This is a genomic window from Gluconobacter sp. Gdi (assembly GCF_014132155.1).
Taxonomy (GTDB): domain Bacteria; phylum Pseudomonadota; class Alphaproteobacteria; order Acetobacterales; family Acetobacteraceae; genus Gluconobacter.
Genome location: NZ_BLJQ01000001.1, coordinates 117,773 through 141,277 on the forward strand (window position 1 = coordinate 117,773; position 23,505 = coordinate 141,277).

Here is a 23,505-nt window from a genome sequence, read left to right on the forward strand (position 1 = left end):
AATGTTTTGTTCAGAGGCTGCCACATAATGCGTTTCCCTGTCCGCAAGGCCCTTCTGTTATGCGCTCTGACTGCAGTTGGTGCGGGCTCTGCCAAGGCACAATACGCAGGCCACACGTCCAGTTTCGTGATGGATGCACATTCAGGCGCTGTTCTGTCCCAGTCGGACGCCGATCTTCAGCGGTATCCTGCATCTCTGACAAAACTCATGACGTTGTATCTGACCTTCCGTGCGCTGGAAGCCCATCAGATTACGCTGGATCAGGAAGTCCCGGTTTCCATTCATGCTTCCATGCAGGCTCCATCCAAGCTTGGACTGGTCCCAGGCACTCGGCTGACCGTTGAGCAGGGCATTCTGGCGCTTGTCACCAAGTCCGCCAATGACGCTGCGTGCGCTCTGGGTGAGTTCCTGGGGGGGGGCGACGAAGTCCGTTTTGCTCAGCTCATGACGCAGCAGGCGCGTGCTCTGGGAATGGCCAACACAACGTTCCGCAACGCATCCGGCCTGCCTGACCCCGATCAGGTCACGACAGCGCATGATCTAGGGCTTCTCGCACAGCACCTGATCAACGATTTCCCGCAGTATTATCACTATTTCGGCGTGCCTTCCTTCTATTTCCATCGTCATCTGGTTCCCAACCATGATCCGATGCTGAAAATCTATTCGGGCGCTGACGGCATGAAGACGGGTTACACCGATGCTGCGGGGCGGAATCTTGTCACGTCTGCCATCCGTGGAAATGTTCGTCTGATTGGTGTGGTCCTTGGGTCGTCCTCAAATGCGCGTCGTTCGATGGAAATGGCGTCCATTCTGGATGATGGTTTCGCTTCAGAAGGCGTCGCGCCACAGCCTCTGCTTCATCCGGTCGCTCCGCGCACTGTCATGATCGCGTCTGCGCGTCGTGGTGGTCGTTTTGCTCATCATGGGACAATGGTTGCATCCAGCCGTCCTATTGAAGTGGCGGATGCGCCAACGTCACCGCGCCGTTATGGCCGTGTTGCGCATCATTCAGCCTCTGTTCGCATGGTCAGTGCTCACCATGTTGCTGCCCATCACAAGCCGGGCCGTCACCCGCGCGGGTGAAAAACTCGCATCACTGCCTTGCGATCCGGTCGGGACGGTCGCATTTTGTCCCGACCAGTTAAGAGATTTAGGATCGGGCGGTAGACATGGGTGATAATTCGCGTGGGATTGTTCTTTATGACAGTGAAGATTTCAAACATCTAAGAACGGTTGGGCATCTGGCAGCGGCAACGCTGGATATGATTACCGAGCATGTTCAACCCGGCGTCACGACGGAAGAACTCAATACCCTTATTCATGAGTTCACTCTGGCGCACGGCGCTACACCGGCTCCTCTGAATTATCATGGCTTCCCGAAATCCTGCTGCATTTCGATCAACCATGTTGTGTGTCACGGCATCCCCGGTGAGAAGAAACTGGCCAACGGCGATATCGTCAATATTGACGTCACGTCCATTCTGGATGGCTGGTACGGGGATAATTCCCGGATGTACATCGTAGGCAAGGCCCCCAAGAAAGCTGAAAAACTCGTTGAGGTGACCTATGAGTCCCTCATGCTCGGCATTGAGCAGGTCAAGCCAGGCAAGACGCTGGGCGATGTCGGTCATGCCATTCAGGTCCATGCGGAAAAGAACCGTTTCTCCATCGTGCGTGATTTTTGTGGTCACGGCATTGGCCGGGAATTCCATGCCGCTCCGAACGTTCTGCATTACGGCAAGCCAGGGCAGGGCGTGAAGCTCGTGCCGGGAATGGTTTTCACCATTGAGCCGATGCTGAATATCGGCAAACCTGAAGTGAAAATTCTTGATGATGGCTGGACAGCTGTCACGCGTGACCGGACGCTGTCTGCACAATTCGAGCATATGATTGGCGTGACGGACGACGGATGTGAAATCTTCACGCTGTCCCCGAAAGGTTACAACAAGCCCCCATACGGAGCTGGCGCATGAAAAAACTGTTTGCCCTGATTGTTGCGGGCCTGACGGGGGGCACGGCGCTGGCTGCTCCCACGGCAGCCCCTTTGAGCTCTGCCCATGATCCGCTGGCCTTTGGTCCGGATCATACGTCTCCGGGCGTTCTGGTCTCTGGCAAGCACGGCATGGTGGTTTCCGCCCAGCATCTCGCTTCTGATGCCGGCGCCAAAATCCTGGCGGAAGGTGGCAATGCCATCGATGCAGCGGTTGCGGTGGGTTATGCGCTGGCTGTCGTTTACCCCGCTGCGGGTAATATCGGCGGTGGCGGCTTCATGACGATCCGCCTGAAATCCGGGCAGACAGTGTTTGTGGACTTCCGGGAGCATGCCCCGGGTGCTGCGACAGCCACCATGTATCAGGATGCGTCTGGTAAAGTCATTCCGGGGCTTTCAACGGAAGGCTGGAAAGCGGTCGCCATTCCGGGGACTGTCGCAGGATTGGACACGATCCTTCAGAAGTGGGGGCGTTTGCCACGCGCAAAAGTCATGGCTCCAGCCATAGCGCTCGCCCGTGATGGGTTTGTGCTCAATGAAGGCGACGTACAGCTCCTCGACACGTCCACGAAGTATTTCCGTCAGGACCCATACGCACGTTCTATTTTTCTGCGTCCGGACGGATCGTCCTTTCAGCCTGGAGACCGGCTGGTTCAGAAAAATCTGGCCAATTCTCTTGAACTGGTCGCCAAGAATGGTCCGAAAGCGTTCTACGAAGGTCCGATTTCCGCTGAAATCGTGCGGGCCAGCGAAGAAGGCGGTGGCCTTCTGAAGCCATCAGATTTCACGAATTATCATATCCGGTTTCTTGAGCCGATCCGCTGCACCTATCGTGGGTACACGATCGACACGGCACCCCCTCCGAGCGGTGGTGGCATCGCGCTATGCGAAATTCTGAATATTCTCTCCGGCTACGATATGCACGCCCTTGGCTTGCACACGGCGGCGTCTGCGCAGCGTGAAATTGAAGCCATGCGACATGCGTACTCGGATCGACGCGATCTCGGGGATCCGGCATTCGTCAAGAATCCGATCGAGCACCTGAATGATCCGACATATGCCGCACAGGTCAGGGCAGGGATCCCGCTTGATCAGGCATTGCCGTCCAGCACCCTCCGCGCTGGTGAGGCGCTTCCGGTTAAAGCTGCCCAGGCTGCTCCTGACACGCAGGAAAAGCACGAGACGACCCAGTTCTCGGTATTGGACAAGAGCGGCATGGCCGTTTCCGCGACATATACCCTGAACGGGTGGTTCGGCTCAGGTGTCATGGGTGGCAACACCGGCATCTGGCTCAATGACGAGATGGATGATTTCTCGGCCAAGCCAGGTGCCCCCAATATGTTTGGGATTGTTGGCTCGGAAGCCAATGCCATTGCTCCGGGCAAAACGCCGCTATCGTCCATGTCTCCGTCGATTGTCTCCAAGGATGGAAAGGTGATTATGGTGATCGGCAGCCCTGGTGGTTCCCGTATTCCAACGATCACACTTTCGGCCATTCTGGGCGTGCTCGATTACGGGCTGGACATCCGTCAGGCTGTTGATCTGCCGCGAATCCACGAGCAGTGGGAGCCATCTGCTGTTGAGCTGGAACCAGGTGCCCTGGCGGATGACGTCATGGATAAGCTGAAATCTGAAGGATATGCGCTGTCTCTGCACCGCCCATGGGGTGTGGCAGAAGGTATTCTTGCGGATCGTCCAAGCCTCTCTGCACACAAAACCGGGCTCATTTATGGGGCTGCTGATCCGCGTCATGCCGGGGGTGAAGCCGCGGGTGAATGATAGGGGGTTGTCAGACACCCCTATCTCCGTGTTAGGAGAGCGCCGGGAGGTCGGCTTTGGACGGATACCTTGCCAACCCGGTCAGGTCCGGAAGGAAGCAGCCGCAGTGAGTTTTATCCGGGTTAAATGTCCGGCCTCCTACCTAGTGCAGCCTGTGGGCGCGGCAGTTTTACTGTCAGGCGCCCCGGTGCAAGACCGACAGAGTGCGGTCTCATTCCCCGCTCTGACGGCTTTCCAGTTTCATGACTGACGATATCGACGATCTTCCCCTGCCGCCCGAGAGCGGTGGTGGCTTCTTTGGTGAAGCCCCGGCCGAGCAGGTTCCAGTTCCTGTTCAGGCAGAAAAAAGCACGCCTTATCGTGTCCTTGCCCGAAAATATCGTCCCCAGACACTCGATGATCTGATTGGTCAGGACTCGCTGGTACGAATCCTGCGTCGTGCGTTCGAGCTGAAGCGTGTGGCGCATGCCTTCATGCTGACGGGTGTGCGCGGCGTGGGGAAAACTACGACCGCCCGGATTATCGCACGCGCCTTGAACTGCATTGGGCCAGACGGGAAGGGTGGACCGACCGCGGAGCCCTGTGGCGTCTGTGCAAACTGCACTGCCATCCTCGCGGACCGGCATCCGGACGTTCTGGAAATGGATGCAGCGTCTCGCACGGGCGTTGATGATGTGCGTGAAATCATTGAGGCGACCCGTTTCCGCCCGATGCAAGCGCGCATGAAAGTCTTCATCATTGATGAAGTGCACATGCTGTCTCGCAATGCGTTCAATGCTCTGCTGAAAACGCTGGAAGAGCCTCCGTCACAGGTCACGTTCATTTTTGCCACGACGGAATTGCGGAAAGTACCGGTGACGGTGCTGTCCCGCTGTCAGCGGTTTGACCTCCGGCGCGTGCCTCAGGCGCTGCTGACCGAACATTTTGGACGTATTGCCGAAAAGGAAGGAGCCACTCTTTCCGAAGACGCTTTGGCGCTCATTGCACGTGCAGCTGATGGCTCGGTCCGTGACGGACTATCTCTGCTGGATCAGGCGATTGCACAGGGTGCGAGCGACGCCGATGCCGTGTCAGACATGCTGGGTCTGGCAGATCGTGGACTGGTCTTTGATCTGCTTGATGCCCTTATGGCCGGCAAGGCAGCAGAGGCCTTGGATCTTACCGATCAGGCTTATGCGCGTGGTGCTGATCTTGGCGTTCTCCTGACGGATCTTCTGGATCTTCTGCATCTTGTTTCCCGTCTCAAGGCGATGCCGGGTCTTCGTGAAAGCCGGGACCTTCCAGAAGCCGAAAGACTGCGTGGTGGCGTGCTGGCAGACAGGCTCTCAACCAGCAGTTTGGGACGCGCCTGGCAGATTCTTCTGAAGGGTGTGAACGAGGTCGAATCTGCGCCGGATCGTCGTCAGGCGGCTGAGATGGTCCTGATTCGACTGTGCCACGCCAGCCTTCTACCGACGCCTGACCGTCTGATCCGTCAGTTGACTGAAGGCGGGGTCGATCTCTCCTTGCCATCAGGCCCTTCGGGTGGAGCAGCTCCGTCCGGAGAGGTGTCGTCTGGGTTGCAGACTGCGCCTGTGCTGTCGACGTCCGTATCGCCCACTGACACGGGTGGCCCTCGTGCGCATGTCCGTCTGGTGGCCAATGGCGGCGAAATTATTGAGCCGGGTTATGCGGAGGCCGCTCCTGAGCTGGCCCCGGAACCCGAACTTCCTCCGCCCCCGCCACGAACATGGCGCGAGATGGTCGCTCTGGTTTGGGACAAGCAGCCGCAGTTGCATGGGGTTCTGCGCTCGTCGGTGCATCTGGTACGTTTTTCGCCCCCCGATGTGCAGGTTCGCCTGGAAGACCAGCACACCAAGGCGGACCGTCTCCTTCAGAATTTTCTTGAAGAGATGTTTCCCGGCCAGTGGCGCATCAGTCTTTCCACAGCCGAAGGTGAGCCAACTCTGGACGAACAGGGTGCGGAGGTGGTGGCCATCAACCGTGCAATGGTTGAGGCACACCCGTTGGTCCAAGCCATTCTTGATGCTTTCCCCGGTGCGAAAATCGGCGATGTGCAAGACCACTCCCTTGATGAATACGGTCTTCCACCCGAAATAACCGCACCATTGACGGAGGACTCTCCTCCGGATCTGGAATTCGCGCCTTTGGACGCTGATTTCCTTGATGAAGATGATCTGAACTGAAAGACCAGGAGACGTTATGAAGAACCTTGCAGGACTGATGAAGCAGGCCAGCCAGATGCAGTCCAAAATGGAAGAGGCCCAGAAAAATCTGGCAAATCTGACGGTAGATGGTTCGGCTGGCGCTGGTCTCGTGACACTTCAACTTACGGGTAAAGGCGAAATGCGTGGTCTGAAAATCGATCCGAAGCTCGCCGATCCGAACGAGATGGAAATGCTTCAGGACCTGATCGTGGCAGCCTACACGGATGCCAAGAACAAGGCTGAAGCGGCCAGCTCTGAAGCCATGCGAGACGTTACGGGCGGTCTGGACCTGCCGCCAGGTCTGAAGCTTCCGTTCTGATCTGAATAGTCTTTCTGCGGGCGTCACATCATGATGATCAGCAATGACATCGAGCAGCTGATTTCCATGCTGTCTCGCCTGCCGGGGCTCGGCCCGAGGTCGGCCCGTCGCGCTGCGCTCAGTTTGCTGCGGCAGCCAGAGGCGCGGATGTTGCCTTTGGCGCATCTCATGGAACGGGCTGCCACAAGCGTCCGCACATGCTCCCTTTGCGGCAATCTCGACACCATCGATCCCTGCCACATCTGTACGGACTCAACCCGTGACGGCGGTCTGGTGTGCGTGGTCGAAACTGTGGGTGATCTGTGGGCCCTGGAACGTGCTGGCGTACATCGCGGGGTCTATCAGGTTCTGGGTGGAACGTTATCGGCGCTTGCCGGTCTTGGCCCTGAAGATCTGAATGTCTCTTCTCTGCTGGACCGTATTGCCGAAGGTGGCGTGAGAGAAGTCATCCTCGCTCTTGGTGCGACAGTCGAGGGGGCGACCACAGCGCACTGGCTTCAGGAAAAACTGGCATCAACGGGTGTGGTCGTCAGCCGTGTCGGACATGGCGTTCCCATGGGGGGCGCTCTGGACGTGCTGGATGATGGCACGCTGGCTGCTGCCCTGATTGCACGACGCGCATTATGATTTCCGCTCTAGTCCCCCGTACGGCGATTGTGACCGGTGGTGCGCGTCGGATTGGCCGGGCGCTGGTTGAAATGCTGGCCGGGCAGGGTTTTTCTGTTGCCATTCATTATCGCGATAGCAAAACAGAAGCGCTGGATCTGCTCGATCACATTGGCGGCCGAGGATGTGTGATTGGCGCAGATCTGTCGTGTGAAGCGGATGTGAACAGGCTGGCTGCTGAAGCAGTTCAGCAGCTTGGGCCGATCGGTGTGCTCATCAACAACGCTTCAGCATTCATTCGTGATGAAGTCGAGACTGTAACTCGTGAAAGCTGGGACCAGCATCTTGAGCCGAATTTGAGGGCTCCGTTCGTCCTGTCTCAGGCGGTGGCAGCAGCCCTGCCGGCAGAGGCTGAAGGGCTGATTTTGAATATGCTGGATCAGCGCGTGTGGAATCTGACGCCACATTTTATCAGCTACACCGTGTCCCGAGCTGGCTTGTGGACACTGACACAAACGCTTGCGCTGGCACTGGCGCCGCGTATTCGCGTTAATGCCATTGGTCCAGGGCCTGTTCTGCCAACGGTAGGCCGACAGTCTCAGGAGCATTTTGACAAGATGTGCGCACAAACGCCCCTGAAGCGTGGGTCGTCTCCCGAAGAAATCGCTGAAGCCACGCTCGCGCTGTTTTCTCTCCCGTCCGTCACGGGGCAAATGCTGGCCATGGATGGCGGGCAGCACCTGAACTGGTCGCCTGCGCGATAAATCAGGGCTGAGGTTTCAGCGCACCAGGCAGATAATCTTCCACAACCAGAGAAATTGGTGCGTTGTCTGAAGCACGTCTGAGGAGCGCACGGTTTTCGAGTACGATTCCTGTGGCGTTATTTGGAAAACGTGTTTCGAGTCGCTGGCGATAAAAATTCGTCTTCGAGACAGCTTTACCGAAAGGCGTATCTGTCGTTTCCAGCAGATGGTTCATGTCATCTGTCAGGCGTTCCGGCACATACCAGTTCCAGGCATCAGAGAGCGGGACATCCCCACACAGAAGCTGAACGTGACGTGTGCGAACCTGCCGAGGGTCTGAGACTTCCAGAAGACGCAGGGTTTCCTGTGAAGGCTGCTCTCCAACGGAGAGGCGCACGACGCGAATGGGAACGGAGCAGTGCTCCTGAAGAACTGCTGTTGCGCTGGGATGGCGCTCCAGGCGGTCCTTTAATGCACGAACGGCTGCGCCATCCGGGGACAAGGCGTCTCCCGGACCGGCACAGCCGCTCAATACTGCTGCAAAGGAAAGAGCACGGACGACCTTAGTGGTCGTCGCGGTCGTCCTTGTCAGTCGAAACTTCGATGTCGTTCGAGAGATCATCGTCATCATCCAGATCGTCGTCTGCTGCGATGACATCGTCATCTGCATCATCGTCCGTGTCCAGATCGACGTCTACATCATCCTCGTTCTCGTCCTTCGGAGCGTTCGGATCTTTCTCCTCAGGCAGCGGTCCTTCGCTACGCTTGAGACGGCCGATATCGTTCGGCTGGGTGGTGCCACATTTCGGGCACACCGTAGGGACGCGGTTCAGGTCATAGAAGCGGGCGCCGCACTCAACGCACGTCCGTTTTAGACCGAGTTCGGGTTTTGCCATGTTGCGCAAGCCTGCCAATGCCTCGGATAAGGAACGCGGCCATGCCAGCTTGTTTCCGCCATGTCAAACTCCAAGTGTCCCGAAATCTGCATGAGGGGACGTATTTCAGGGTGATTGACACACAGGAATGACCCTCGCATGAAAGTGCACATGCAAGCGCGACCTCTGACAGTTTCCGCGTCCCCGAAGGGACTTTCCGGCCGTACCCTCGTACCGGGTGACAAATCCATCAGCCATCGTTCGCTGATGCTGGCCTCCCTCGCACATGGCCGTACGAAGGTTTACGGCCTTCTGGAGGGTGAAGACGTTCTGCGCACCGCAGACGCCATGCGCGCGCTGGGTGCGACGATCACGCGTGACGGCGCCGTCTGGACCATTGATGGCCGTGGCGTCGGTGAGCTGACGGAGCCGGCAGATGTGCTGGATATGGGGAATTCCGGGACAGCAGCACGGCTCCTGTCCGGTATTCTTTCTTCCCACCAGATGAACAGCGTCATGACCGGGGATGCTTCCCTGCGCTCCCGTCCAATGCGTCGGGTGATGGACCCGCTTTCGAAGAACGGTTCCGAGTTTTTGTCCCGTGAGGGCGGCCGTTTGCCGATGGCCGTGCGTGGCAATGGTCAGGCGAAACCGCTTGAATACCGTCTGCCAGTTGCTTCTGCGCAGGTAAAATCAGCAGTTCTTTTGGCCGGGCTGAATGCCGTTGGCCGGACGGTTGTGGAAGAGCCGGTCGCCACCCGTGATCATACGGAAAATATGCTCCGTCATTTTGGCGTGGATGTTGATGTCTCCGTTCTGGATGCTGGTGGACGCCGAATCGAGCTGACCGGACCGGTGAAGCTGACCGCACGGGACGTGACAGTTCCGGGTGATCCGTCGTCTTCTGCATTCCCGCTTGTGGCTGCGCTGCTGGTTCCTGGTTCCGATCTGCTGATTGAGAATGTTGGTTTGAACCCGCTTCGGACGGGTCTGTTCACTACCCTGCTCGAAATGGGTGCTGATCTGACCATTGAAAACGAGCGCATTGAGGGCGGGGAGCCTGTGGGTGACCTTCGCGCACGATACAGCAAGCTGAAAGGTGTGGATGTGCCGCCAGAGCGCGCACCGTCCATGATTGACGAATACCCCGTTCTGGCCGTTGCCTGTGCTTTTGCGGAAGGGGCCTCCCGTCTGCGTGGTCTGGAAGAACTTCGGGTGAAGGAAAGTGACCGTCTGGCCGCAACCGTCTCCCTGCTGAATGTGAATGGTGCCGAAACCGAAGTGGTTGGCGATGACCTGATTGTTCGTGGTTTTCAGGGCCCACTGGGTGGCGGAAGCGTGACGACGCACATGGATCATCGTCTGGCCATGAGTGGGATTGTCTTTGGTCTGGCTGCGCCGAAGCCGGTTTATATTGATGATACTGCCTTCATTGAAACCAGCTTTCCCGGTTTCGTTGATCTCATGAATGGTCTGGGTGCGGATATCCGGGCATGAGCCGTCCGCTGGTCATTGCCGTTGATGGGCCGGCGGCTGCTGGAAAGGGGACGCTGGCCAAGGCGCTCGCCTCCCGGCTGTCCTTGCCCTATCTGGACACGGGCCTCCTGTATCGTGCGGTTGCAAGGCGCATGATTGATGCCGGTCTTGACCCTGCGGGCGATGCTTCTGCACAGGCGGAAGCACTTGAGCAGGGGGATCTGCGGAGAACGGATCTGCGCGTTCCGGAAATCGACCGCGGTGCCTCACTGGTAGCTAGCCAGTCTGCTGTGCGTGAGGCTCTTCTGGAGCGTCAACGTGTGTTCGCCGCCCAGACAGGGGCCGTTGTTGACGGGCGGGATATCGGCACAGTTGTTTTCCCGGATGCGGACGTAAAGTTTTTCATCACGGCCTCCCCTAGGGCGCGGGCCCTTCGTCGCCATCGCCAAGTGCACGGGGACGCAGCGATCACAGAGGCTGAGCTGGACGCTGCGATCGCTGAGATCATCGCGCGTGACTCGCGGGATTCTTCGCGGGATACTGCGCCTCTGGTGCAGGCCGCAGATGCGCTTCTGATTGAGACAGATGAGCTTTCTGCAGAGCAAGTGCTTGAAAAGGCGCACGAAGAAATCAGGCGGCGCATAACTCGGATCTGAGTTGCGGTATCTGCCCGTCTGACACCTGTTTTTTTATTGACAGAGCGCCTGTGGAAGGTGTTGTTGCGGGTTAGCACCTTGCCCGAAGGGGGAAAGTGTCGTCCGTCATGCGTTTTGCGTGCGGGCCATAATTTAACGGACCCGGTCTGACCTTTTGAGGCAGCGGGGAGTCGCCATGCCAGATTTCGATCCGCGTGGCGCAGACGTGGATGATCGGTTTCAGGCCGAAAATCCGGGAATATTGTATTTACATGGCTTCAGCCACACAGGCCCCTGCCGCTCACGGCATGGAAGATTTTGCAGCCCTCCTCGAAGAGACCCTGGGCCGCGACACCGGTTTTGACGGCTCCGTCGTCACGGGCCGCGTGATCCGTCTGACCGACGAATTCGCTATCGTTGATGTTGGTCTCAAGAGCGAAGGTCGCGTTTCCCTTAAGGAATTCGGCCCGCCAGGCGCTGCTCCGGACGTAAAGCCGGGCGACGTTGTCGAGCTGTATGTCGAGCGTTACGAAGACCGTGACGGTTCCATCGTTCTTTCCCGCGAGAAGGCTCGTCGTGAAGAAGCATGGACCGCTCTGGAGCGTGCATTCGGCAACAACCAGCGCGTCAACGGCACGATCTATGGTCGCGTCAAGGGTGGCTTCACGGTTGATCTGGGCGGCGCAATGGCGTTCCTTCCGGGCAGCCAGGTTGACATCCGTCCGGTTCGTGACGTCGGCCCGCTGATGGGTCAGCCGCAGCCGTTCCAGATCCTGAAGATGGATCGCGCACGTGGCAACATCGTTGTGTCCCGTCGTGCCGTTCTTGAAGAGACCCGTGCAGAGCAGCGCTCCGAGCTGATCCAGGGCCTGAAGGAAGGCATGATCCTTGACGGCGTCGTCAAGAACATCACCGACTACGGTGCGTTCGTTGACCTCGGCGGCGTTGACGGCCTCCTGCATGTCACCGACATCGCATGGAAGCGCATCAACCACCCGTCCGAAGCTCTGCAGATCGGTCAGCCGGTTCGCGTGCAGGTCATCCGCTTCAACCCGGACACGCAGCGTATCTCCCTCGGCATGAAGCAGCTTGAAGCTGATCCGTGGGAAAACGTCGCCATCAAGTACCCAGCTGGTGCCCGCTTCACGGGTCGCGTCACGAACATCACCGACTACGGTGCATTCGTCGAGCTGGAGCCGGGCGTCGAAGGTCTGGTGCACGTTTCCGAGATGTCCTGGACGAAGAAGAACGTCCATCCGGGCAAGATCGTCGCTACTTCCCAGGAAGTCGACGTCATGGTTCTGGACGTGGACAGCTCCAAGCGTCGTATTTCGCTTGGTCTCAAGCAGGTTCAGCGCAACCCTTGGGAGCAGTTCGAAGAAGAGCACAAGGTTGGCTCTGTCATCGAAGGCGAAATCCGCAACATCACCGAGTTCGGTCTGTTCATTGGCCTCTCCGCAGACATCGACGGCATGGTTCACATGTCCGACCTGTCCTGGGACGAAGCTGGCGAAGCAGCCATGGCGAACTACGAAAAGGGTCAGGTCGTTAAGGCCAAGGTCCTCGACGTGGATCCTGAGAAGGAGCGCATCTCCCTGGGCATCAAGCAGCTTCAGGAAGATCCGGCAGCCGACACCCTGTCCCGCATCCAGAAGGGTGCTGTTGTGACCTGCGTCGTAACGGCAGTTCAGGCAAACGGTATCGAAGTGAAGGTCGACGATCTGCTGACCGGCTTCATCCGTCGTGCAGAGCTGGCTCGTGACAAGGCTGAGCAGCGTCCGGAGCGTTTCGCCGTTGGCGAAAAGGTCGATGCGAAGATTGTTTCCGTTGACCGTGCTTCCCGTAAGCTCGCGCTGACGATCCGCGGCCGTGAGGTCGAGGAAGACAAGGCTGCGATCAACGAATACGGTTCTTCTGACTCGGGCGCTTCCCTGGGTGACATTCTGGGCGCGGCAATCCGTCGTCGTACTACAGACGTCTGAAGAGACTGAAAATCAGATAACTCTATGTTGTCATGATTTTAGAAAAGGGCCGCGCAAGCGGCCCTTTTTTGTATTTGAGATGTAATGATCTTCTTTCTTGTCAGGGGCTTTTGTTGCTGTAAACCTTCAGGTAAGAATTAAGAGTATCGTGACGGCAGCGGTCTTGTGGTCTCATGTCCAGAAGACTGATGAAGTCAGTTTGAGATGGGAGTGGGCGTTCTGCGCTCAGGAGATTGATGGCGGTTATTTACAACACAAATTATACCCACAATCCCAATTCCTACCTTACGCTGGCGGTCGAACGGGCTGCTCGATCTCTATTTGGTAATGACCAGATTGTTGTCGCTGACAATATGTCCCTGGGCAGTATTGCTGCCTCCGGTGAGCATGACGTTCTGATCTGTCTGGACGCACAACGGATCAATCTTCCACTGATTCGTCGCGTTCGCCCTGCATTCAAGACGTTAATTCTCTGGACCTTTGAAGACCCGTTCATGCGGGACTTCAATGTTGAGAATGCCGGCCTTTTTGACTTCGTCTTTACGAATGATCCGTCTTGCGCCGAATACTACCATGGCAAGGGGCACTATCTTCCTCTGGCGGCCAGTCGTTCCATTCATGAGCGCAAGGTTCTCTCTGCCGCAGAGCTGGAATATGATATTTTCTTTGCTGGCACGATGTGGCCGAACCGCGTTCAGACACTGCGGCGCGTGATTGCGGCCTTCCCGGATGCCAGACTGAAGCTTGTTTGCCCGGGTAACGAGTACCTGCCACCGCTGCCCGCAGACCTTGCCGCACTTGCGATCCAGCGGCCGATCAGCCACGAAGCCTTTATTGATTTTGCGAATGTCAGCGCCGTTACTCTGACGATGTTCCGCGATTATGCCAGCCATGGCGATGTCAGTCAGGCGACGGCGCCGGGACCACGCTTTTTCGAGTTGGCTTTGGGCGGTACGGCACAGGTGGTCGAAGCGCCTGAAAGCATGGGCAGCGAGCATTTCGATACTGTAGAGGGGATCAGCCTTGCGCGTGATCCTGATGGCGTCGTGGATGCTGTTGCTCGCATCCTTAACAACAAGAATACGCGTCGCAAAGCAGCTCAGGCGTCTCAGAAGTCGGTGCTGGCACATCATCTTTATGAGCACCGTCTCGAAAAGATGCGTGACATCACTGGTGCTGATTTTGGTCGCCGTAAGGCTGCTGATATCCTCCCGGTTGAGCGTCGTCGCCGTCTGCGGGTGCTGATGTGCACGCATTCCACAATTCACGAGCAGGCCTGGGGTGGTGTTGAAGTTTACCAGCAGGCTCTTTGCTCCCTGCTTGGACGTGACGTTGAGTTCTTTTACTGGCTGCGTCGTGGCACATTCTGCCGTCTGACGACGGCAAGTGGTCAGGAGCTCGAACGCTTCGATGTGCCGGAAGTGGGCTGGCAAGACGCAATGTGCGATGCGCCAGAGGAAATGGCGTTTTCAAGCGTCATCAGCCAGTACAACATGGACATTGTCCATTTCCAGCATCTCGGACATCATGCCCTTTCCTTGCCGATCATCGCCAAGGCCAATGGTGTCGGTGTGGTTTTCTCTGCGCATGACTTCTGGCTTGTCTCAGCGCGGTACAACCTGCTGAACCATGAACTGCGGTATGTGGAAGACGAGGTCCGCTCTGTCCTGTCAGCGGATATCACGCTAAAGGCTTCCGAAAATGTGGATCATGGTGGCGAGCAGACGCGTCGGGCCTTTGTCGCCAAGATGCTTCACTCTGTTGATGCCATCATGTTTGGGACACAGCATTCCCGTGATCTGACGCATGAGATCTATCCGATCCTTAATGAAAAAATCAGCCTGATCACGGGTATTCCGAGCCCTGAAAACACGGTGCCGGTGAAGCCGAAGAGCTATGCTCCGTTGGGTGATGCTCCTCTGCATGTTGCGATAGTTGGTAATTTCCTGCGCACCAAGGGGGCAGATACGATCCTGAGTCTGATCGAAATCGCTCATCCGGATCATTTTGTCTTTCATATCTTCGGTTATGTGCATCCAGAATACGAAGCTGTTCTGAATGCTGGCAGCCGGTCGAACGTGAAGCTGTACGGCCGATATGACATGGGCGATATCGAGGCCCTGAAAAAGGCAGATGTTGCACTCAACCTGTCAATTTGGCCGGAAACCTATTGTATTTCCCTCTCCGAAGCTTGGCAGAATGGCCTGATCCCCATTGTGACGGATGTCGGCGCTCTGGGGGATCGCGTCGAAGATGGTGTTAACGGTTTCAAGGTTCCGATCAATCGCCCCAGCATGGTTCTGGAGCGCCTTGAACTGCTGCGTTCTTCTGAGCCTGTGCGCAAGAAAATCATGGCAAACATTGGCCCGCATCTCTGGACGCATGCCCGTGAGTATGCGGACGGTTTGCTGAAGCTTTACCAGGATGTGGTGCCGCGTCGTCCGATGGGCGTTTCGGACCTGCGGTTGGATGCTGGGCAAGTCCACCTTCTTCCGCATCCATCATGGCGCCATCAGGCTCCGCCGCGTCATATTTTTGATCCGCCGACCACACGTGATCTCTCTGTTGAGCTGCCCATTCCTGTTTCGGACTGGTTCTCCATCCAGGGCGCTGAGTGCTATATTGATGACGTCTGTCATCACGTCTTTGCCACGAGCGAAGATGAAGATTTCGAAGGCGCCAACGAATTTCATATCCGGGGCTGGTTCCTTCTTCCTGGGATCAGTACAGCCGGCCGCATGTTGGCAGTTCTGATCGAAGAAGGTGCAGACAGTCCGCTGATTTTCCTTGAGTGTGAACGTGAAATTCGTGGGGACATTGTTGAGATGTTCAACGGGTCTCCACGTCGTTCTGGCTTCTCCGGCAAGACAGCTCTGCGTGGGAAGTGGTGTGAAGGTCGTTTCCGCGTTGGCCTGATCAATGTCATCAACGGGCAGGCAGCGTTCCAGCTCACTTCGGTCCAGATTGAGGTCGAGGGCGGTAAGATCGACAAAATTCATCGTTCGATGCCTTCCAACGATGTCATTTTGTCTGATTTTAATCGGATTTCTCATAGCGACGGTCTGTTGCGCGGCATCAAGCTGTCTGGCTTCCAGAAGAAAGACCTCCATCCGTATGGCAGCGGAATGCTGGAGAATTTCATCGACGAGTTCACAGGCGTCATTGGGTCTCCTGTGCAGGATGTCGATCCGTTCGGGGGCATCTATGTGCGCGGCTGGGCGTTCCTGAAAAATCTGTCCCGGGCAGGCCAGCTCTATGTTGGGCTTATCCATAAAGAACGTGATGAAGTCACTTTGTTCGGCATGGACCGTATTGCCCGCCAGGATGTAGCGGTTGTGCATCGTGATGCTCCGCTTTGTGCGGGTTTCTCCGGAATACTGAACCCAATGCAGGGTTATGCCCGCCCGATGGATGGGGTTTATCGGGTAGCTCTGATCAATGTGACGGGCGACGTTTTCGGCACATACATTACTGATCTGGTTGCAGCTTTCGATGGTGGACGCATTGTTTCCACAGGCCGTGAAGATCTGACGCCGGAGCAGGCCGAGCGGTCTGAACAGCTTTTGAATGAGAAAGCCATCGCCTGAACCTGGAGGTCAGTTTTTTTATGTCCGATCCGGTTCCTGAGTCCTCCTCGGCTGCGCGCGAGCCTCGCTGGCGCCAGTTTGATGCGCAGTGGTATCTGCTGCGTTATCCGGAGGTTGGGGACTGGATGCGTGATGAAGGTCATCAGGACCTTCACGCGTTCTATATTGAAACAGGGCAGCGATACGGTCATTCTCCGAACCGGTATTTTGATGAAATCTGGTATCGGGAAACCCACGCAGACGTTCGTCGGGACTTGATTCAGGAAAAATATCGGTCCGGTTTCGAGCATTATTGCGCCGAAGGATATCATGGCCTTTCGGCACACTGGCTTTTTGACGAAGTTGATTATCTTCGACGGTATCCTGAACTGACCCGTCGCTCGCTGGAAGAGCAGGGGTTTTTCAACGGCTACGACCATTATCTGGAAATTGGCGAGGCACGTTATTATAGCGGCCATCGTTTTTTCGATGATGAGCTCTGTCGGCGGCTTGCCCTCCGCTTTCCGGATTATTTTGACAGCCGTATCGGCCTGTTTGCATCCTGGCTCAGTCTGCCGTCCGAGATTGCGGATGCAGGGCGTGTCTCTTGGTATTTTGATCCTGTCTGGTATCTGGAACGCTATCCGGAAGTGCGGCGTGAAATTGCTGAGGGGCGGTACAGCAGCGCCCTTCATCATTACCTTACCAATGAAACACCTCGGCTGTTTAATCCGCAGGAAATGTTTTCCGAGAGTTTCTACGCAGACACACATCCGGATGTGGTTGCCTGTCTGGATATGGGGTCCTTTCGGAACGGCTATGAGCATTTTCTGCTGTTCGGCGCGCATGAAGGGCGCGCGCCTGAAGCGGGCGTGGATCTTGCCGCTCACCTGAGCCGCCCACAGGTCCGCAACGACGTTCGCAATCACCTGTATGACAGTCCCTTTGCTCATCTGGTTGCGGCCAGAATGGGAGAGGGGCAGCGCGCTTCGTTGGTTGAAGCCCCGGAGATTGAGGAAAGTCAGTCAAGGCAGGTTTTTGAACGGGAAGCTGAGGCGCTCCTTCCCGCATTGGCGCGGCACCCGCTGGATTTCACTGTTGCGGGTGTGCCGGAACTCAGTGTCATTGTCGTGGTCTATGACCGGATTGCGTTGACAATGCAGGCTCTGGCGTCCCTACGCGCAAACTATGCCGGAGCCATCCAGCTGATCGTTGTGGATTCTGGTTCACACGATCAGACACGTCGTCTCGACGAAATGGTTCACGGCGCCAAGATCCTGCGTTTCAGGTATAACATTGGATATCTGGAAGGCTGTAATGCAGGTCTTGCAGAAGTTGATGCGCCATTTGTTCTTTATCTGAACAACGATCTGCGTCTCTACCCGGACAGTATCGCACATGCCTTGCAGCGTCTGCGTTCGGACAGCGATATCGGGGCGGTGGGGGCGAAGCTGATCCGCACCAATATGCGCCTGCAGGAAGCAGGTTCCATTATCTGGCGTGATGGCGCGACGTATGGATATCGCCGCGAAGATAGTCCGAACCTCCCTGAAGCGAATTTCGTGAGAGATGTGGACTATTGTTCCGCAGCATTTCTCATGGTGCGGTCGTCCATTCTGATTCAGTTGGGCGGTTACGATTTACGGTACCGTCCGGCCTATTTTGAAGATGCGGATTTGTGCGTTCGTATTCTCAAGATGGGTGCGCGGATCGTTTATGATCCTAACGTGGTGGTTGAGCATCTTGAGTACGGCAGTTCTGGCTCTGCCGGATCTCAGACCCTGATGCATGCCAATCTGCGGATTTTTTCGCGCGTGCATCAGGATTTTCTGCGCCATCAGCAGCCGGCTCATATCCGAAATGCAGTGCAGGCTCGCGAGCGGCGTTCAGATCGGAAGCACATCCTGTTCATTGAAGACCGCCTGCCATTAAGGCGCTTGGGCTCAGGGTATGTCCGTTCCAATGATGTGGTTCGGGCTATGGCCGCACTGGGGTATCAGGTCACAGTGTTCCCCATGCTGCCCAGGGATCAGAGCGAGCTGGATCTGTTTGGAGATTTCCCGGAGACAGTAGAGCTGATTGCGGATCAGCATCTTTCCACCTTTCCAGATTTTATCCAAGCCCGGGCCGGATATTACGATCTTGTGTGGGTCGGACGTACGCATAACATGGCGCGGCTCCTGCCAATTATGAACGAGGCCAGCCGTTACCTGCCAACGGGTGGAGCTGTTCTGGATACGGAAGTGATTTCCACGCCCCGTACGCTGGAGCGCATCAAGGTGCTTGATTTGCCCAAGCCGGCATTGAGCTTTGACGAGATGCTGCGTCGGGAACTGGAATGCGCCCACTACTGCCAGCAGATCGTCGCGGTAACGCAGAAGGATGCCGGATTTGTGCGCCGTGCCGGGTATGAGAATGTTTCCGTGCTGGGACATGAAATGCGAACCCGTCCGACGCGCGCAGCATTCGAGGCCCGGAAAGATATTCTCTTCCTGGGGGCACTGCATGATGAGGGCGCGCCGAACCATGACAGTCTGGAGTGGTTTGTCGGAGAGGTTCTACCAGTCCTTGACGAACTTCTGCCTCCGGACGTTCGGTTTACGATCGCGGGCTTCATTCATCCTTCTGTGGATGTGAGTGCGTTTGCGCGGCATCCTCGCGTGGATATCGTTGGTCCTGTGCATGATCTTGCCCCGCTGTTCGACAGACATCGTGTCTTCGTGGCGCCAACAAGGTTTGCGGGCGGTCTGCCGTTCAAGGTCCAGGAAGCTGCGGCATTCGGGGTTCCAATGGTTGTGACGACCCTCCTGGCGGGTCAGGTCGGCTGGACAAATGATGTGGAATTGCTGTCTGCGCCTGCCGATGATGCCAAAGCATTTGCGTCAGATGTCGCCCGTCTTTATCAGGATAGCGAACTCTGGGCCCGGCTGAGAAGTGAAGCGCTGAAGGCGGTGGAGCGGGATTGTGCGCCAGCGCAGTTCCGACAGGATCTGTCCAAGATCCTGCAGGCGTGTATAGCTTGAAGACGCCACCCACCCGGGGCATGAAGTTTAAGGAAACAGGTGAGGCTATGTCGACAGAAGTGAAAGATCGTTCCTCTGAAACGGAGCGGAAAGTGTCTGGCCTGACCGGACGTGTTCTGGTGTGCAGTGGTGGGCGTTATGAAAGTCAGGCCAATGCCCAGATCCGTGAGTCGATCATGGATGGGTGGGCTGAGTGCTTTGGCGAAGAAAACGTTACAGCTGTTCATATTTCCGCAGCAGCTGCATCCATTAAGATCCTGAAGCCCACAATCGTTTTCGCCATTGGGTCGTACCTGCCGGAGAGCACCTATTTCGGCGAAGTCTGTCGCGAAGCCAAGAAGATTGGCGCTGTGACGGTTTTCTGGGCGACAGAAGATCCCTATGAGCAGGATGCGAACTATCGCATCGCCGATGACTTCGACGTCGTTTTCTCCTGTGACCGCTGGGGCCACAATTTCTATCAGCGCGATCTGGTGTTCCATCTTCCGCTGGCAGCAAGCCCGAGCCTGCATTACATGCCGATCGAAGAGAATGTCGAAAAAACGATCGATGTTCTGTTCTGTGGCGTGGCGTTCACGAGCCGGAAGGACATTGTCCGCAATCTGCTGCCGGTCCTGCGTAACCTGAATATCAAGATTATCGGTCCAGGTTGGGGCGAGCTGGGCATTGGTTTCTCCGATGCCCGGATCGAGAAGTCCCAGTTGGTAGAACTGTATCGCCGGTCCAAGCTGGTTCTGAATCTGGGGCGCTCACTCCACTTCGAAAACAAGCGTTTTGTGATCGCTCCTTCCACGCCTGGCCCCCGGACGTTTGAAGCTGCTCTGGCAGGCGCGTTCCAGGTGTTTCACGAAGATACGCATGAGCTTCGCCGGTACTACGATGCAGACGAAATTCCGGTTTTCTCAAACCGGATTGATTTCGAGCGGCTGGTTGAGAAATACGTAGGGGATGATGAAGCCCGTCTCGCGATGAGCCGTAAGGCACAGGCCAGAACGATGGAGCAGCATCTTTACAAGCATCGCATCCAGCAGGCGCTGTCAGTTCTTCAGGCTGAAGGGTTCCTAGGCTGAAAAGCTGCAGGATTTGTAATTTCATCAAAAGCCGGGCTGTCGTGCCCGGCTTTTTTTGTAAGGATATCTGGAAATGCAGACTGTCTGGCTCATGGCGCTTCTACTGATCGCCGCATTTCTGGAAGTCGGCGGTGACGCCTTGGTGCGAACCGGGCTGCATACGGCAGGTCTGGGGCGTGTAGGCTTTATCTCCGCAGGCGCGCTGGTACTTTTCATCTATGGAATAACCGTCAATCTTCCGGACTGGGACTTCGGGCGATTGATGGGCGTCTATGTTGCGCTGTTTTTTATTGCCGCTCAGGTGGTAGCGTATTTTGCGTTTGGTCAGAGCCTGACCTTACCTGTCTGCGTCGGGGGACTGTTGATCGTCTCAGGTGGTGTTCTGATGACGATCTGGCGTTAAGGGATCAGGCCGGAATATGAATATCCCGGCCTGAAGTAGAGTGTTTACTTCGGCTGTGGGCCAAGGACGATCTGCGCGAGATCATCTGGGCGAACCCACTTGCTGAACGCGGCCTGCACCTGCGCAGGTGTCATGTCGTAAATCGCCTGAGCTGCCTCTGCTGGCGCATTCAAAGGCAGCCCCAGATCAATCAGATCCAGATAGCTGCCAGCGAGAGCCCCGAAGCTGGCGCGTGCCATAGGCTGCCGACGCAGCAGAGACGCTTTGGCCAGATCCAGACTTTCCTGAGAGACAGGCTGGCTGCGCATATCCTGCACGTCCTTGATTGCCAGGGCGCGTGCCTTGTTCACTTTGTCCGGGTCCGCACCAAAGCTGATGCCGAAGGAGCCGCGGGTCCGGGAGTAACTGAAGGCACTTCCTGCCCCGTACACATAGCCTGTGCGAACGCGCAAATCCTGCATCAGGCGGGAAGAGAACCCATCGCCAAGGATTTCGTTTCCGACAGCTAGAGCATGACGATCCGGGTCCGTGACCTTCATGCCAATGGTCTCCACGAGTTTCACGTCATCCTGTGAACGTCCTGGATCTGCGACAACAGCCTGAGAGGCCTTGCTGAGAGGAATGGATGGCAGATCAACGACAGGGGCAGGGCCTTCAGCCTTCCAGCCGCCAAAAGCCTTTTCAACCTGTTCATGAGCATCTTCAGGGCTGATGTCCCCGACAACCACAATCGTCGTCAAGTCCGGGCGATATGTGGCCGTGTAATAGGCTTTGACGTCAGCGAGCGTAATTTTGCTCAACGTAGCTGGAGTGGCCTCGCGAAGGGTCGGGTCAGTTGCAGGGACAAGCGCCCGGCGGGTGGCACGGCCAAAGCGGTAGGTTGGAGACTGAAGCTCACCCGCGCGGGCCTGAATGGCTTCCATCTGCGTGACATGGAAGGCCTTTTCCGGGAAGGCAGGGTGCAGTTCGTGCTCTGCCAGCAGGGACAGGCCCTTACTGAAATTTTGGGTGAGTGTGCTGAGACTGAAACCAGGGCCAGCGCTTTCATCTGCCGAGATGTCATCAAGCGCGCTGGCAAGGGCCAGACGGTCATGAGAGGTGCTGCCATACAGGAACATGTCAGACGTCAGGCCAGCAACGCCTTCCTTGCCAGCAGGCTGCTGCAGGGATGCATTCTGCCGGATGGAGCCGATCAGCTCGACCGTATGGCTGACATGCTCGGGCTGGACCAGAAGGTGCAGACCATTCGAAAGTGTATAGGCCTTGGGAAGAGGTGCCGCGGCCGGAATGCTCAACCGTGCGAGGGCTTCTTCCGCCCATGCTGGGAGGCTGACTTTGCCTGATGGTGGTGTGTTGAAAGACTCTGCGCCACCAAATCCTTTACCGCCAATGGCTTTGCCCTTTTCACTCGGCGTCAGGGTGGCGCTGATGGCGTGTTGCGGATCAAGGAGCGTTTTGGCCAGCTCATCCACCTGTGCCTTCGTGACGTTCCGGAAGGCCGCGATCATATCATCCGGGCTTTCAAGATGCTGGATGGCGACAGCCTGGGACCAGTTCTCTGCGAGTTCCGAAATGCTGTTCGCATTGAACTCCAGAGATGCAATCTCTTTGCGACGGGCGGCTTCGATCAGGTCCGCAGGAATTCCGTTTTTGCGAAAGTTATCCATGAGAGACGCAAGCGTCCGGCGGAGCTCATCCGGGTTGGCTCCCTTGGGGAAGCCTGCGTAGGCGACAGCGAGGCCAGCCTGCGCATCCGGGTCATACATGAACCCTGCGTCCAGAGCCTTGCCATCCGGCACCAGACCGAAAAGCACACTGCGCTGGCTGGCAATGGCATCGGCCAGCAGGGTTACGGCAGCATAGTTCGGGTCACGTTGCCCCGGCATCCGCCAGGCCATGGTGACAAGGCCGATGGGTAGATCTGTATCCAACGACAGGGATTGTGCCTTGGCTGGCGTGGGGGTGACAGCGGCGCGGGCAGGAAGTGTGGTCGCGGCAATATTGCCAAAGGCTGCCTGAACTTTCTTCAGAGTGTCCTGCGGGTCCACATCGCCCGTAATAACGAGGATGGCGTTGTTGGGAGCATACCAGGAGTTGTAGAACTGCTTCAAAAGCGGGGCAGTCGTGGCATCGAAAGAGGGACGCGTCCCGAGTGCGTCGTGCTCGTAAGGTGTGCCTGCGTAAAGTGCGGCGCGCACCTGAGAGAGATAGCGGTAGATGGGGCTCGACAGGTCGCGTGAGACTTCCTGCTCAATGGCGCCTCGTTCATGGGCCCACTCTTTCTCTGTGATGTTCAGACCGCGCATACGACCGGCTTCGATCCGCAGAAGGACATCAAGGTCCGCAGCAGGGGCCTTGAAATAGTATTGGGTGACGTCAGACGTCGTGTCGGCGTTATCATTGTTGCCGAGCTGAGCGCTGATGGTGGAAAGCTGGTCCCGGGAGAGTGTTTCGGAGCCATTGAACATCATGTGCTCAAGGGCGTGTGCCGTTCCCGGAAAACCTTTGGGTGCGTTGACGGAGCCCACTTCATAATTGAGCATCGTCTGTACAACGGGTGCCAGAGTATCCCGCACAATCACGACACGCAGGCCATTGGGCAAGGTGGCACGGGTGACGGAGGCCGGTGCTGCCGTGGCAGCCTGAGGCACCGCAGGGGCAGCATGTGCGCCCGTCAGGAGAGGCGGGGCCAGCATGGAGGCTGCGAGCAGGGTCACACGGGTCAGGCGGGAAAAACCGGGCATAGGTTATGAACTTCCTACGGGTAAAATGTTCTGCCCGGCAGTAAATCGACTGTCAGGGATGCTGTCTACCGAAGGAGGATTGCCGAA

Annotated in this window: 17 protein-coding genes and 1 other RNA gene; 15 read left to right on the forward strand and 3 right to left on the reverse strand. The window is 56.9% G+C overall.

All coding sequences use genetic code 11. The annotated features are described in order from the left end of the window. The first annotated feature begins 27 nt into the window (after positions 1-27). From JN414_RS00465 to JN414_RS00500, 8 genes are all read left to right on the forward strand, one after another. A complete protein-coding gene (locus JN414_RS00465) occupies positions 28-1,083 on the forward strand; it encodes a D-alanyl-D-alanine carboxypeptidase family protein (RefSeq protein ID WP_202206260.1) in 1,056 nt (351 codons plus the stop codon). An 86-nt stretch (positions 1,084-1,169) separates the two neighbouring features. After that, on the forward strand, positions 1,170-1,973 hold the full coding sequence (gene map / locus JN414_RS00470) for a type I methionyl aminopeptidase (RefSeq protein ID WP_202206261.1): 804 nt from the start codon (positions 1,170-1,172) through the stop codon (positions 1,971-1,973). Beyond that, entirely contained in the window at positions 1,970-3,769 is a 1,800-nt protein-coding gene (gene ggt, locus JN414_RS00475; RefSeq protein ID WP_202206262.1) for a gamma-glutamyltransferase, read from the forward strand. Before map ends, ggt begins: the two co-directional genes overlap by 4 nt. 46 nt (positions 3,770-3,815) lie before the next feature. Then, an RNA gene (gene ffs, locus JN414_RS00480) (signal recognition particle sRNA small type) lies at positions 3,816-3,910 on the forward strand. Between the two features lie 101 nt (positions 3,911-4,011). After that, entirely contained in the window at positions 4,012-5,955 is a 1,944-nt protein-coding gene (locus JN414_RS00485) for a DNA polymerase III subunit gamma/tau (RefSeq protein WP_202206263.1), read from the forward strand. Positions 5,956-5,971: 16 nt separating this feature from the next. Beyond that, entirely contained in the window at positions 5,972-6,295 is a 324-nt protein-coding gene (locus JN414_RS00490) for a YbaB/EbfC family nucleoid-associated protein (RefSeq protein ID WP_046900138.1), read from the forward strand. Positions 6,296-6,328: 33 nt separating this feature from the next. Further along, on the forward strand, positions 6,329-6,922 hold the full coding sequence (recR, locus tag JN414_RS00495; RefSeq protein ID WP_167386111.1) for a recombination mediator RecR: 594 nt from the start codon (positions 6,329-6,331) through the stop codon (positions 6,920-6,922). Continuing rightward, on the forward strand, positions 6,919-7,665 hold the full coding sequence (locus JN414_RS00500; protein ID WP_202206264.1) for an SDR family oxidoreductase: 747 nt from the start codon (positions 6,919-6,921) through the stop codon (positions 7,663-7,665). Before recR ends, JN414_RS00500 begins: the two co-directional genes overlap by 4 nt. 1 nt (position 7,666) lies before the next feature. On the opposite strand, the gene JN414_RS00505 is transcribed toward JN414_RS00500, so the two are convergent. Then, a complete protein-coding gene (locus JN414_RS00505) occupies positions 7,667-8,266 on the reverse strand; it encodes a hypothetical protein (RefSeq protein ID WP_237389811.1) in 600 nt (199 codons plus the stop codon). Further along, positions 8,208-8,540 carry a TIGR02300 family protein gene (locus JN414_RS00510; RefSeq protein ID WP_046900134.1) on the reverse strand — a complete coding sequence of 111 codons (333 nt, stop codon included), beginning with the start codon at positions 8,538-8,540 and terminating at the stop codon, positions 8,208-8,210. Before JN414_RS00510 ends, JN414_RS00505 begins: the two co-directional genes overlap by 59 nt. A gap of 150 nt (positions 8,541-8,690) precedes the next feature. Between JN414_RS00510 and aroA the strand changes: the two genes are divergently transcribed. The 7 genes from aroA (at position 8,691) to JN414_RS00545 (ending at position 20,674) form a co-directional block, all read left to right on the forward strand. Further along, positions 8,691-10,016: a 3-phosphoshikimate 1-carboxyvinyltransferase gene (gene aroA, locus JN414_RS00515; RefSeq protein WP_202206763.1), complete on the forward strand. Its 1,326-nt coding sequence runs from the start codon at positions 8,691-8,693 to the stop codon at positions 10,014-10,016. Continuing rightward, on the forward strand, positions 10,013-10,651 hold the full coding sequence (gene cmk, locus JN414_RS00520; RefSeq protein WP_202206265.1) for a (d)CMP kinase: 639 nt from the start codon (positions 10,013-10,015) through the stop codon (positions 10,649-10,651). Before aroA ends, cmk begins: the two co-directional genes overlap by 4 nt. Before the next feature lie 251 nt (positions 10,652-10,902). Further along, positions 10,903-12,612, forward strand: a complete 1,710-nt coding sequence (gene rpsA / locus JN414_RS00525) for a 30S ribosomal protein S1 (protein WP_202206266.1) — start codon at positions 10,903-10,905, stop codon at positions 12,610-12,612. A gap of 236 nt (positions 12,613-12,848) precedes the next feature. Beyond that, positions 12,849-16,199 (forward strand): glycosyltransferase, encoded by a 3,351-nt coding sequence (locus tag JN414_RS00530; RefSeq protein WP_202206267.1) that lies wholly within the window; start codon positions 12,849-12,851, stop codon positions 16,197-16,199. Positions 16,200-16,219: 20 nt separating this feature from the next. After that, positions 16,220-19,201 carry a glycosyltransferase gene (locus tag JN414_RS00535; RefSeq protein WP_202206268.1) on the forward strand — a complete coding sequence of 994 codons (2,982 nt, stop codon included), beginning with the start codon at positions 16,220-16,222 and terminating at the stop codon, positions 19,199-19,201. Positions 19,202-19,248: 47 nt separating this feature from the next. Then, positions 19,249-20,271: a glycosyltransferase gene (locus tag JN414_RS00540; RefSeq protein ID WP_202206269.1), complete on the forward strand. Its 1,023-nt coding sequence runs from the start codon at positions 19,249-19,251 to the stop codon at positions 20,269-20,271. 73 nt (positions 20,272-20,344) lie between these two features. Beyond that, entirely contained in the window at positions 20,345-20,674 is a 330-nt protein-coding gene (locus tag JN414_RS00545; RefSeq protein ID WP_202206270.1) for a hypothetical protein, read from the forward strand. Between the two features lie 44 nt (positions 20,675-20,718). Here JN414_RS00545 and JN414_RS00550 read toward each other — a convergent pair whose 3' ends face one another. Next, positions 20,719-23,418, reverse strand: coding sequence for a pitrilysin family protein (locus JN414_RS00550; protein ID WP_202206271.1), 2,700 nt, complete (start codon positions 23,416-23,418; stop codon positions 20,719-20,721). Positions 23,419-23,505: the final 87 nt, after the last annotated feature.

Coding starts and splice junctions, on each gene's coding strand:
- JN414_RS00465 (WP_202206260.1), top strand. CDS start 28: ATGCGTTTCCCTGTCCGCAAGGCCCTTCTGTTATGCGCTCTGACTGCA.
- map (WP_202206261.1), top strand. CDS start 1,170: ATGGGTGATAATTCGCGTGGGATTGTTCTTTATGACAGTGAAGATTTC.
- ggt (WP_202206262.1), top strand. CDS start 1,970: ATGAAAAAACTGTTTGCCCTGATTGTTGCGGGCCTGACGGGGGGCACG.
- JN414_RS00485 (WP_202206263.1), top strand. CDS start 4,012: ATGACTGACGATATCGACGATCTTCCCCTGCCGCCCGAGAGCGGTGGT.
- JN414_RS00490 (WP_046900138.1), top strand. CDS start 5,972: ATGAAGAACCTTGCAGGACTGATGAAGCAGGCCAGCCAGATGCAGTCC.
- recR (WP_167386111.1), top strand. CDS start 6,329: ATGATCAGCAATGACATCGAGCAGCTGATTTCCATGCTGTCTCGCCTG.
- JN414_RS00500 (WP_202206264.1), top strand. CDS start 6,919: ATGATTTCCGCTCTAGTCCCCCGTACGGCGATTGTGACCGGTGGTGCG.
- JN414_RS00505 (WP_237389811.1), bottom strand. CDS start 8,266: ATGATCTCTCGAACGACATCGAAGTTTCGACTGACAAGGACGACCGCG.
- JN414_RS00510 (WP_046900134.1), bottom strand. CDS start 8,540: ATGGCAAAACCCGAACTCGGTCTAAAACGGACGTGCGTTGAGTGCGGC.
- aroA (WP_202206763.1), top strand. CDS start 8,691: ATGCAAGCGCGACCTCTGACAGTTTCCGCGTCCCCGAAGGGACTTTCC.
- cmk (WP_202206265.1), top strand. CDS start 10,013: ATGAGCCGTCCGCTGGTCATTGCCGTTGATGGGCCGGCGGCTGCTGGA.
- rpsA (WP_202206266.1), top strand. CDS start 10,903: ATGGCTTCAGCCACACAGGCCCCTGCCGCTCACGGCATGGAAGATTTT.
- JN414_RS00530 (WP_202206267.1), top strand. CDS start 12,849: ATGGCGGTTATTTACAACACAAATTATACCCACAATCCCAATTCCTAC.
- JN414_RS00535 (WP_202206268.1), top strand. CDS start 16,220: ATGTCCGATCCGGTTCCTGAGTCCTCCTCGGCTGCGCGCGAGCCTCGC.
- JN414_RS00540 (WP_202206269.1), top strand. CDS start 19,249: ATGTCGACAGAAGTGAAAGATCGTTCCTCTGAAACGGAGCGGAAAGTG.
- JN414_RS00545 (WP_202206270.1), top strand. CDS start 20,345: ATGCAGACTGTCTGGCTCATGGCGCTTCTACTGATCGCCGCATTTCTG.
- JN414_RS00550 (WP_202206271.1), bottom strand. CDS start 23,418: ATGCCCGGTTTTTCCCGCCTGACCCGTGTGACCCTGCTCGCAGCCTCC.